At 70.8% G+C, this 10,373-nt stretch carries 10 protein-coding genes and 1 pseudogene; 5 read left to right on the top strand and 6 right to left on the bottom strand.

What is annotated here, in order from left to right; translation table 11 throughout:
* Positions 1 to 272 precede the first annotated feature (272 nt).
* The 3 genes from B7L92_RS13070 to B7L92_RS13060 all read left to right on the top strand — a co-directional run bounded on the left by B7L92_RS13070 (position 273) and on the right by B7L92_RS13060 (position 2,538).
* Positions 273 to 629 (top strand): hypothetical protein, encoded by a 357-nt coding sequence (locus tag B7L92_RS13070; RefSeq protein ID WP_081237585.1) that lies wholly within the window; start codon positions 273 to 275, stop codon positions 627 to 629.
* A 170-nt stretch (positions 630 to 799) separates the two neighbouring features.
* Positions 800 to 2,032, top strand: coding sequence for an RICIN domain-containing protein (locus tag B7L92_RS13065; protein WP_081237584.1), 1,233 nt, complete (start codon positions 800 to 802; stop codon positions 2,030 to 2,032).
* 59 nt (positions 2,033 to 2,091) lie between these two features.
* Positions 2,092 to 2,538, top strand: a complete 447-nt coding sequence (locus B7L92_RS13060; protein ID WP_081237583.1) for a hypothetical protein — start codon at positions 2,092 to 2,094, stop codon at positions 2,536 to 2,538.
* A gap of 94 nt (positions 2,539 to 2,632) precedes the next feature.
* Here B7L92_RS13060 and B7L92_RS43885 read toward each other — a convergent pair.
* A pseudogene (locus B7L92_RS43885) lies at positions 2,633 to 2,845 on the bottom strand (glycoside hydrolase family 11 protein); the annotation flags it as partial.
* A 237-nt stretch (positions 2,846 to 3,082) separates the two neighbouring features.
* Between B7L92_RS43885 and B7L92_RS13055 the strand changes: the two are divergent.
* The gene (locus tag B7L92_RS13055) at positions 3,083 to 3,613 is read left to right on the top strand and encodes a tellurite resistance TerB family protein (RefSeq protein WP_081237582.1); all 531 of its coding nucleotides are present in this window, start codon (positions 3,083 to 3,085) and stop codon (positions 3,611 to 3,613) included.
* Positions 3,614 to 3,772: 159 nt separating this feature from the next.
* On the opposite strand, the gene B7L92_RS13050 is transcribed toward B7L92_RS13055, so the two are convergent.
* Complete coding sequence (locus B7L92_RS13050) at positions 3,773 to 4,510, bottom strand: D-Ala-D-Ala carboxypeptidase family metallohydrolase (protein ID WP_081237581.1); 738 nt, start codon at positions 4,508 to 4,510, stop codon at positions 3,773 to 3,775.
* Positions 4,511 to 4,745: 235 nt separating this feature from the next.
* On the opposite strand from B7L92_RS13050, the gene B7L92_RS13045 reads away from it, so the two are divergent.
* Positions 4,746 to 5,468 (top strand): FAD binding domain-containing protein, encoded by a 723-nt coding sequence (locus B7L92_RS13045; protein WP_081237580.1) that lies wholly within the window; start codon positions 4,746 to 4,748, stop codon positions 5,466 to 5,468.
* A gap of 21 nt (positions 5,469 to 5,489) precedes the next feature.
* On the opposite strand, the gene B7L92_RS13040 is transcribed toward B7L92_RS13045, so the two are convergent.
* From B7L92_RS13040 to hypE, 4 genes are all read right to left on the bottom strand, one after another.
* Positions 5,490 to 5,789 carry a hypothetical protein gene (locus B7L92_RS13040; protein WP_255310923.1) on the bottom strand — a complete coding sequence of 100 codons (300 nt, stop codon included), beginning with the start codon at positions 5,787 to 5,789 and terminating at the stop codon, positions 5,490 to 5,492.
* Between the two features lie 71 nt (positions 5,790 to 5,860).
* On the bottom strand, positions 5,861 to 7,573 hold the full coding sequence (gene ctaD / locus B7L92_RS13035) for an aa3-type cytochrome oxidase subunit I (protein ID WP_255310922.1): 1,713 nt from the start codon (positions 7,571 to 7,573) through the stop codon (positions 5,861 to 5,863).
* A gap of 367 nt (positions 7,574 to 7,940) precedes the next feature.
* Positions 7,941 to 9,083, bottom strand: a complete 1,143-nt coding sequence (locus tag B7L92_RS13030) for an amidinotransferase (protein WP_081237577.1) — start codon at positions 9,081 to 9,083, stop codon at positions 7,941 to 7,943.
* 106 nt (positions 9,084 to 9,189) lie between these two features.
* Complete coding sequence (gene hypE, locus B7L92_RS13025; RefSeq protein ID WP_081237576.1) at positions 9,190 to 10,266, bottom strand: hydrogenase expression/formation protein HypE; 1,077 nt, start codon at positions 10,264 to 10,266, stop codon at positions 9,190 to 9,192.
* Positions 10,267 to 10,373: the final 107 nt, after the last annotated feature.

Here is a 10,373-nt window from a genome sequence, read left to right as displayed (position 1 = left end):
CGGGCGGGCGGGACCGCACCGCCGCCCCCACCGGTCCCGAAGCGCTCGCCGCGGGGGCGGACGTCGCTCTCCGGATGATGTCCAGTGGCCCGGAGCGCGGGACCGACCGAGCGACCGCAACTCCGGAGCGACCGTCGCGGTCACGCCGGCGGTGTGTTGCCCTTCGGAGTCATGGCGGCGTTCATCGAGGGCATCAGGAGTCCAGGCGAAGTCGACGGGATGCGGCGGCAGACCGGTCGGCACGATCCGCGGGACCGAGAAGGAGAACCGCCATGAGCAGAGGCAGCCGCACGCTCACCGTCCTCTACGTCGCCGTCGCCCTCTGGCTCTCCTTCTGCACCGTTCGGACCTGGGGCGCCGTCCCGGCCTGGACCACCCTCGCCATGGCCGTCGCCGCCCTCGCCCCGGTCATGGGGATCGTCCGCGAAACCGTCATCGCCGAAGAACGGCGCGCCGTCGCCGTCCTGCGGGAACGGGAGGGCCGCCGGGCGGCGTGGCGCGACGCGGCGGTCGCGGCGCTCGCCCGGGCCGAGGTGGAGGCCGCGTGCTGCGAACGCTGGTGGACGTCGTGCGCGACCGAACACGACCCCGGGTGCGCGCACCGGACCTCCTGGGACAGCACGGCCTGAGAGAGCGTCCGGAGAACCCGGGGGAAGAAGCGTGCCGCGGATCCCTGGTCCGTACCAGGGTATTGACGCCCCCTTACCTCACTTCTTAAATCAAGGGGCGACACCTTACCCCCCACCACCTCGGTCGGCGCACCCGCGCCCACGGGCCGCGCCGTACGGAAGGGAGAGCCATGTCCTCTCCGCGCACGCTCCGCAGATGGCTGGTCGCCGCCCTGTCCGCCGCGCTGGTCGCCTCCGGCGCCGTCGGCACCGCGCAGGCGGAACCGGCGGACGCCACCGCCGCGGCGGCCGTGACGTTCTCCGACACCTTCGACGGGCCCGCCGGCGCCGCGGTCGACTCCTCGAAGTGGCAGGTCGAGACCGGAGACAACGTCAACAACCACGAGCGGCAGTACTACACCTCCGGCAACAGGAACGCCGCCCTGGACGGCCGGGGCCACCTGGTGATCACCGCCCGCAAGGAGAACCCGGCCAACTACCAGTGCTGGTACGGCACCTGCCAGTACACCTCGGCCCGGCTCAACACCGCCGGCCGGTTCACCGCACAGTACGGGCACGTCGAGGCGCGGATGAAGATCCCGCGCGGACAGGGCATGTGGCCCGCGTTCTGGATGCTGGGCACACCGGTCGACTGGCCCGCCTCGGGCGAGATCGACATCATGGAGAACGTCGGCTTCGAACCGTCCACGGTGCACGGCACGATCCACGGCCCCGGCTACTCCGGTGCCGGCGGCATCGGCGCGGCCTACTCGCTCCCGGGCGGCCGGGCCTTCGCGGACGACTTCCACACCTTCGCCGTCGACTGGGCACCGGATTCGATCACCTGGTCCGTGGACGGCAACGTCTACCAGCGGCGCACCCCCGCCGACCTGGGCGGCCGGAGCTGGGTGTTCAACAAGCCGTTCTTCCTGATCCTGAACCTGGCGGTGGGCGGCTACTGGCCCGGTGACCCGGACGGCTCCACCGTCTTCCCCCAGCAACTCGTGGTGGACCACGTGTCGGTGACCACGGGCGACACGGTCCCGGGCACCGCGATCCGGGGCCTGGCCGGCAAGTGCGTCGACGTCGCCGGCGCCGATCCCGCCAACGGCACACCCGTACAGCTCTACGACTGCAACGGCACCGCCGCCCAGCGGTGGACCGTCGGGTCCGACGGCACGCTCCGTGCGCTCGGCAAGTGCCTGGACGTCACCGGCAACGGCACCGCGGACGGCACGCCCGTCCAGCTGTGGGACTGCACCGGCGGCCCCAACCAGAAGTGGACCGTCACCGGAGCGCGTGACATCGTCAACCCCCGGGCCGACAAATGCCTGGACGTGACCGGCAACAGCTCGGCCAACGCCACCCGCCTGCAGATCTGGACCTGCACGGGCGGCGCGAACCAGAAGTGGACGGTGGGCTGAACAACGGCCGCTTCCATCAAGGGACTTGCGGTCACCTGGGCCCTCGCTACGATCACCGCGTGCGATACCCCCGCTCAGCCTCGGGCTGGACCATAGCCGTCTTCGGCCTGCTCGCCGCCGCACTCGGCGCGGTGGGTCTCGTCTCGCCGGCCGCGCAGCTGTCGCTGCTCGGCCTCGCGGTCCCCGGCGGGCGGGGGAGCGGCGACCACACGTCGGCCTTCGTGACGGCGTCGTCCATGGCGGCGCTCAACATGGGCGTGTACTACGTACTGGCGGCGCTCGCCGACTGGCGGGCCTTCTTCCGCTGGACGGTGCCCTTCAGGCTGCTGACGTGCGCCGTGTTCACGGCCGCGGTGATCGGCGGAAGGGCACCGGAGGCGTTCATCGGCGTCGGGGTCTGGGAGGGCCTCGGCGCCGTCGCGACGGGAGTGGCGCTCCGGTACGAACGCCGCGCCACCGGGGCCGGTACGGCCAGCGGCCGTGCCGGGACGGCAGTACCCCGGTGACCGGCGTCCGACGGCGTTCCCCGGGCGTGCGGACCCGGACCGCCCGGGGACGGCCGTCCGGCGCGGGGGATCGGGCGCTGACGGTGATGTCGGAGTTCCCTCTGCTCCGGTAGCCCCCGGTCGCGAGGATCATGTAGTAGCTGAAGCCGCCCAGCGGCATCCCGGCGCGCGCCCGCGCGTCGAAGTGGTTCCCGGTGGTGACGGTGCCCTTGTACGTGCCGGTGGGATGGATGCTCCTCGAGTGAACCGATGGGTGGACGGGGTCCGTCGGTGCTCCGCCAGCGGCGAGCCCATGACACCAGGTCACATGGTCATGGCGGTAATGGGCTTCGAGGGTCTTTCCGGAACATCTGGTTCCAAGATCGGTTCTCGTGGTGCGGAATTTCGAAATTTTCGTACCGTGATCCGGTCATTCGGAGTGGTGAAAAATTTCCCGTGCGGGAACCGGCCCGCGGCCGCGTCCGTTGATCGGACGGACCGCAAAGATCCGGGACCGACCCCCAGACCCGGACGACGGACAGCAACAGAAGCCGAGGTGGCACCAGTGGCGATGTGGGACCGGCTCAAGGACCAGGCCAGGACACTCCAGCAGGCCCAGAGCGGCGGGCGTGGCCGCGGCTCGTCCTCCGGCGGCTCCAGGGCCCAGCTGGTCGGGCTGCTGAAGTCGCAGCTCGCCTCGGCCAAGACCGAGCTCAAGAGCGGCGCCTACCGGGACGCCGCCATGGCGATGTGCGCGCTGGTGGCCGCGGCGGACGGACGCGTGGAGCCGTCGGAGCGCCGGCGCGTGGAGGAGCTGATCGTCACCAACGAGGTGCTGCAGAACTTCCCGCCCGACCAGCTCCGCAAGCTGTTCAACGAGCATGTGGACCGGCTCACGGCCGACTTCGAGCGGGGCAGGGCGCGGGCGCTGGAGGACATCGCCAAGGCGGCGAAGAAGCCGGTCGAGGCCCGGGCCGTCGTTCAGACCGGCATCGTCGTCGCCGGTGCCGACGGCAGTTTCGAGGCGTCCGAGCAGTACGCCGTCCGCGAGGCCTGCGCGGCCCTCGGCCTCTCACCGGCGGAATTCGGTATCTGACGTGCGCACGGGCGCCTGCCCGCCGAGGGCGGCAGGCACCCGTGCCGGCGGACGGGCCCCGTCACGGCCGCGCACCGGCCGCCGCCGGCGTGGCGCGGCATGACGGCGTGCGGGGTTCCCCGGAACCCGGCCGGGAAACCCCGCGCGGCTGACGCGGGCTCAGACGCCGCAGGTCGGCGCGGACCAGTACTGGCTGCCGCGGTGGTCGACGTGGGTGTGATCGTTGTGACCCGGGTAGCCCGGACCGAGGATGCCGCGGAAGCCGTGGTGGCGGGCCTGCTTGGCCAGGGTGCACAGGGAGTGCGGTCCGGCGCCCAGGTCGGCCGCGTCGCCGTACAGATGACGGCTGCCGCTCGCGCCGCCCACGGCGTCGTTGCAGGCGTGGGAACGGAAGCCGCTGGTGACCCGGATGGGCTGGTCGCCGAGCGCGTGCCGCAGGGCCTCCAGCTTCCACATCGTCCGCAGCGCGTTGGCCTTGGCGGTCGAGGCGCTGACCGCGCCGCCCGACCAGGTGGAGTTGCAGGAGTTCAGCTCGCTGTAGGAGAAGTGGATCGGCGTGCAGTCGTCGTCCTGGAGGGCGTACAGCTTGCTGTAGGTGTTCGGGCCCGCCACGCCGTCCGCGGTCAGGCCGTACGCCGACTGGAAGCGCTTGAGGGCGGCCGCGGTGGCCGGCCCGAAGCTGCCGTCGACGGCCAGCACGGAGCCGTAGCCCGGGTAGCCGCCGAGCCGGATCTGGAGCTGGGTGACATCGGCGCCCGAGGCGCCCTGGGACAGGGTGCGGGTCCAGGTGTAGCAGCCGTCGGCGTGCGCGGTCCCCGCGGTGGCGACCGTTCCCACGACTGCTGCAGTCATGAGCATGACAATAGAGAGGATGAATCGTACAGCGCGTCCGAACATGCGATCTCCGGTTTCGAGACGTGTGGTTCAGCTGGGTGACGAGCCATGTGACGCGCGTCAACCATGGAGCACGCGACCGGCCGGACGCAAGGTCCCGCGCACTCCGACGGGCGCATGCGGTGCATGTGTGAGCCCTGGACGCGCCCCCGCGGCCGTACGGACAATTCAGTGTCTTCGAGCACCCCGCGAACTGCCGTGTCCCGCCGCCGATGCCAAGGAAAGCAGGTCGACCGCCGTGCTGTTGCGTCTGCCCACCTCCCTGCCCGAAGCACAGCAGTGCCTGGCCGAGGGAGCGGTGCCCGTCGGCGGAGCCACCCTCGTGTGGGCCCTCTGGCAGCGGGACGGCTTCCCCGACCAGGCGATGTCCCTGCGCCGTCTTCCGGAGGCCAACGTGATCGAACGCGAGGCGCTGGGCGCGGCCGTCCTGCTGCACCGGATGGACGACCGCCTGCCGGAGGTGCTGCGTCGTGCGGCCTCCACCGTGGGCACCGGCGCCGTGCGGCGTACGGCCACGGTCGGTGGCAACATCGTGGGCAGCACGCTGCGCTGCCTGCTTCCCGCGGCCCTGGTGCTGAAGGCGCGAGCGACCGTGCTGGACCGGGACGGAACCTACGAGACCGACCTGGCCGAAGTGGTGTCGAAGCGTCACCTGCTGCTCGGTCTGCACTGGCACGACCCCGTGACGAGCGGTTACCACAAGGAGGCCGGCGAGACGGGCGGCCCGCCGCCGCTCGTCGTCGCCACCGCCGTCCACGCCGGGAACGACGGACGGCACCACCTCGATGTCGCCGTCCGTGACGGCTACGAGGTCACCAGCGGGACCGCGCCCTGCCGTACCGGGCCCGAGCAGGTGCTGCACGCACTGGAGGACACGGACCTCGGCATCCTCCCGCCGTCGGCCTGGGACGCGATGCGCCGGGAGGTGACCCGCGTCCTGGCCCGGATCGCCGGCTCCTGACGACGCCGCCTCCGCACGGGGTCAGCGGACGAGCAGGCTCGTGAGGGAGCTCAGTGCACCGGCGCAGAGGAGGAGGGCGCAGGCGCAGACGGCATGGCGCCTGAGCAGGTCACGCCGGAGTACGGCGTACCGGGCCTCGTACTCCTGCCGCAGCTGCGCGGCGCGTTCGACCGTGCTCCGCAGCATGCGGCGGGTGAAGTCGAGCCGCCGTTGCATGTAGCGGTCCATGAGGTCCTCGGCCTGGGCCGACGTCAGCCACGGCAGTCCGGCGCACAGTTCCTCGGCCTCGCGGCGCGCCTCGTCGAGGTGGGCCTGCGCCATGAGGTGACCCTCCACCTCCGCGACGAGCGCCGAGACCTGGCCGGTCCCCGGACGAGGACCCCGGCCTCTGATCACGATCTGTCGCTCTCGTGCCCGGCGGCGTCGATCACGTCGCGTTTGCGGGTGTTCTCCCTCTCGTCCAACTGGGCCAGGGCGGGGTGGTGGAGGTCGAAGGCGGGGGACTCGGAGCGGATGCGGGGCAGCGTGACGAAGTTGTGCCGCGGCGGCGGGCAGGAGGTCGCCCACTCCAGGGAACGTCCGTAGCCCCACGGGTCGTCGACCTCGACCTTCTCGCCCTTCTGCGCGGTCTTCCACACGTTGTACAGGAAGGGCAGCGTCGACAGGCCGAGCAGGAACGCGCCGATGGAGGAGGTGGTGTTGAGGGCGGTGAACCCGTCGGCGGCCAGATAGTCGGCGTAGCGCCGCGGCATGCCCTCGGCGCCGAGCCAGTGCTGCACCAGGAAGGTGGTGTGGAAGCCGACGAACAGCGTCCAGAAGTGGATCTTCTCCAGGCGTTCGTCGAGCATGGTGCCCGTCATCTTCGGCCACCAGAAGCTGAATCCTCCGAACATGGCGAACACCACGGTGCCGAAGACCACGTAGTGGAAGTGGGCAACGACGAAGTAGCTGTCGGTGACGTGCCAGTCCAAGGGGGGCGAGGCCAGGATGACGCCGGTCAGACCGCCGAACAGGAAGGTGACCAGGAAGCCGAGCGCCCACAGCATCGGGGGCTCGAAGGACAGCGAGCCCTTCCACATGGTGCCGATCCAGTTGAAGAACTTCACGCCGGTCGGGACGGCGATCAGGAAGCTCATGAAGGAGAAGAACGGCAGCAGGACGGCACCGGTGGCGAACATGTGGTGGGCCCATACGGTCACGGACAGGCCGGTGATGGCGATGGTGGCGCCGATCAGACCCATGTAACCGAAGATGGGCTTGCGGGAGAAGACGGGGATGATCTCGCTGATGACGCCGAAGAAGGGCACGGCGAGGATGTAGACCTCGGGGTGCCCGAAGAACCAGAACAGGTGCTGCCACAGGATGGCCCCGCCGTTCGCGGCGTTGAAGACCTGGGAGCCGAAACGGCGGTCGGCCTCCAGCACGAGCAGGGCGGCGGCCAGGACGGGGAAGGCGAGCAGGACCAGCACCGAGGTGAGCAGGACGTTCCAGGTGAAGATCGGCATGCGGAACATCGTCATGCCGGGGGCGCGCATGCAGATGATGGTGGTGATGAAGTTGACCGAGCCCAGGATGGTGCCGAAGCCGGCGAGCGCCAGCCCCATGATCCACAGGTCGGCCCCGAGCTGGGGGCTGCGAGCCTCCTCGCTCAGCGGTGTGTAGGCCGTCCAGCCGAAGTCGGCCGCGCCCTCGGGAGTGAGGAAGGCGGAGATGACGATCAGACCGCCGAGAAGGAACAGCCAGTACGAGAACATGTTCAGCCGAGGGAAGGCCACGTCCGGGGCGCCGATCTGCAGCGGCATGATCGCGTTGGCGAAGCCGGTGAACGTCGGGGTGGCGAACAGCAGCAGCATGATCGCGCCGTGCATGGTGAACGACTGGTTGTACTGCTCGTTGGACAGCAGCTGCAGACCCGGGCGGGCCAGCTCCGCCCGGATCGCCATCGCCAGCACTCCGCCGATCAGGAAGAAGGCGAACGACGTGATCAGGTAAAGATGCCCGATCTTCTTGTGGTCCGTCGTCGTCAGCCAGGAGATGATCACTTGTCCCCTGGTGTGACGTTCAGCCGCCGGAGCGGGAGCCACCGGTTCGGTGTGTGTCGCCATCAATTTCCTCGATCCGCAGCGCTCAACCAACAGTTCGACACGGCCGACGAGCCGCTGCCAACGCCCTGCGCCCCCGGACCTGCGGCCGGAGGCATGTAACCAACCCCACGGAAACTAGCCCTGCCGCTCCGGCGCCCTCTCCTTGTCCGGACCGCCTTTCGGCCGGACGGTCGAATGTTTCACCCGATCGGCCGAAGAGGTCTCGGCCGATCGCAAGCCGCCGCCGGACGTTGCCGTATGACCGCCCGTCAAGGGCGTTGCACCCGTGGTGTGACGGGCGGTGCCGGGACACCCGGCGGAGTTCCGGAGGTTCCAGGGGGCGTACGGGTCGGCTGCCGGTCCCGGCCCGATCGGCCCGGCCGGCCGGTCAGTCGAAATAGGATTCGAGCGTGCCGCGGCGTCGGACGTCGAGCGTCGCGCAGTGGAACGAGCCGCCGAACGCCGCGTAGTGCAGCAGGTCGCACGGGATCGGTTCGAATCCCCACCGCTCGAGCGCGCGCAGCATGCCGGTGTGGTGCCGTTCCGCGATCACCCGTTTCTCGTCGACCATGAGCACGTTCATGCTGAGCCACTTGCCGCACAGGGAGGTGGCTTTGAGCAGGCGGTCGTCGGTCGGCTCCGGCTCGGGGGCGATCAGGATGTCCCAGGAACCCAGTACGTCGGGCAGGCGGTCGACGTCGACGTATTCGGGATTGACCAGCGCCTTGCCGGGTGCGAGCGGGACGAACGTCGTGTCGATGTGCATCGGCGTGCGGCACCGGCTCTCGATCTCGTGGACGCGGTATCCGGGGCCGAGATGGCGGCGCACCCAGTCGATGCCCATGCCGTTGGTGACGTTGCTCCGCGTGACGAACAGGTCGCGTCCGGCGCGCACGAAATCCGCCGCGTCGAACACCGGCTCGAACTCGGTGAGGATGCGGCGCACGGGCTCACCCGCCGCGGGCACGCTGAAATCCGCATCGAACAGGTCGTCGGTGAGCTGCGGCTTCGGTGCCGCCGTCCAGCGCGCGCCGCGCCGGAAGTAGTCCTTGAGGATCGTGCGGTAGGAATGTGTTTCGAAATACCGGCACGGCCAGGCCATCGGCGTCTCGATGATCTCGTCGCCGACGACGAGCATGCTGTCCCGCGGACAGCTGTTGCAGAATCCGCGTGACGACCAGTCCGGAGTGCCGAAGCGCCGTCGGTGGTCGACCGCGTCGGGACGCCTGACCGTGATGTCGAGTGCCTGCAGCAGGGCGATGAACCGATCGAGTTCCCGCTGCGCCCGCTCGACCAGGACCCGCGGATACCTCAGGCCGGCGGCGCGCCCCTGCACGCGCGCCGCCCACCGGGGAATGTTGCAGGTGACCACGGGATGGTTCGACGGAATCGTCGCGCCCTCCAGGCGCCCGACGACGACCTCCTCCAGCGGATCCCACTCGTTGTGCGAATTGACCGGAGAAGCGCCGGTCTCCGTGGAGCGGTCGGTCTCGGCCGCCGTCGTGACACCGGGCCTTCGCGCAAGTGCCATACCCCATCGCTTTCGATCACAGAAGTGAGTGGATCAGTACGGTCGAATCGTTCCTCGCGTGGACGGCCGACGGCACGGCGGACCGCAGGGGGACGCCGGCGCCGGGTCAGCAGATGCGCGGGAGTTGTTCCCCCATCGGCATGTCCACCACCCGCGTGCCCCCGAGCCCGGTCCGCGCGACGACCATGCCCGGGTGGTCCGCCACCACCTCGCCGATGACCGCGGCCCCGGAGCCCAGGGGGTGCGCCCGCATCGCGGCCAGAACCGCGTCGGCGTGCTCCCGGGGCACGAAGGCGACGAGTTTGCCCTCGTTGGCCACGTACATCGGGTCCAGGCCCAGCATCGCGCAGGCGCTCGCCACCGGCGGGGGGACGGGGACGGCGCGCTCCCGCACGACGACCCCGCAGCCCGAGGCCGCGGCGATCTCGTTGAGCGAGGCGGCCAGGCCCCCGCGGGTCGGGTCGCGCAGCACGTGCAGATCCGCGCAGGCCGACAGCATCGCCTCGACGAGCCCGCCGAGCGGCGCGCAGTCGCTCTCGACCTCGACGTCGAACCGCAGGTTCTCCCGCTCGCTCATGATGGCCACGCCGTGCACGCCGATGGCGCCGCTGACCAGGACGGCGTCGCCGGGGACCACCCGCTGCGGGCGCAGGTCGACCCCGGCGGGGACCACGCCGATGCCCGACGTGTTGACATAGACGCCGTCGCCGTGTCCCGCCTCCACGACCTTGGTGTCGCCCGTCACCACCCGTACCCCGGCGGTACGGGCCGCGGCGCCGAGCGCCTCGGCCACCCGGGCGACGGTGTCGATCTCGACGCCCTCCTCCAGGATCAGGCCGCACGAGAGGTACGCCGCACGCGCCCCGCTCATCGCGAGGTCGTTGACCGTACCGTTGACCGCGAGGTCACCGATGCTGCCGCCGGGGAAGAACAGCGGCCGGACCACGAAGGAGTCGGTGGAGAAGGCGAGCCGCGCGCCGTCGAGCTCGACCACGGCGGAGTCGGTCAGCGCGGCCGGAGCCGGCCCGCCGAGCGCCGGAAGGACGATCTGCTCGAGGAGTTCGCCGGACAGGACGCCCCCGCCGCCGTGGCCCATCACCACGCGCGGCCGGTCACGCAGGGGCGCCGGGCAGGACCAGGACAGCATGTCCAGGGCGGCGGGGGCCCCGGTGGTCTCAGACAACGGAGCCGTCCTTCCGGTGCGCGCCGGTCACGTCCGCCGGAGCGCCGGCCGCCGGTGCGGCGACCGGTACCGGACGGGAGGCGCCCGCCGGCCGGGCCGGCAGGTCC

The organism is Streptomyces viridosporus, assembly GCF_002078235.1.
In the GTDB taxonomy this organism is placed as follows: domain Bacteria; phylum Actinomycetota; class Actinomycetes; order Streptomycetales; family Streptomycetaceae; genus Streptomyces; species Streptomyces viridosporus.
This window is presented reverse-complemented; position numbering and strand designations above follow the sequence as displayed.

Excerpts from the sequence above, each read along its gene's own strand:
- B7L92_RS13070 (WP_081237585.1), top strand. The coding sequence starts at position 273 with ATGAGCAGAGGCAGCCGCACGCTCACCGTCCTCTACGTCGCCGTCGCC.
- B7L92_RS13065 (WP_081237584.1), top strand. The coding sequence starts at position 800 with ATGTCCTCTCCGCGCACGCTCCGCAGATGGCTGGTCGCCGCCCTGTCC.
- B7L92_RS13050 (WP_081237581.1), bottom strand. The coding sequence starts at position 4,510 with ATGTTCGGACGCGCTGTACGATTCATCCTCTCTATTGTCATGCTCATG.
- B7L92_RS13040 (WP_255310923.1), bottom strand. The coding sequence starts at position 5,789 with ATGGCGCAGGCCCACCTCGACGAGGCGCGCCGCGAGGCCGAGGAACTG.
- ctaD (WP_255310922.1), bottom strand. The coding sequence starts at position 7,573 with ATGGCGACACACACCGAACCGGTGGCTCCCGCTCCGGCGGCTGAACGT.
- B7L92_RS13030 (WP_081237577.1), bottom strand. The coding sequence starts at position 9,083 with ATGGCACTTGCGCGAAGGCCCGGTGTCACGACGGCGGCCGAGACCGAC.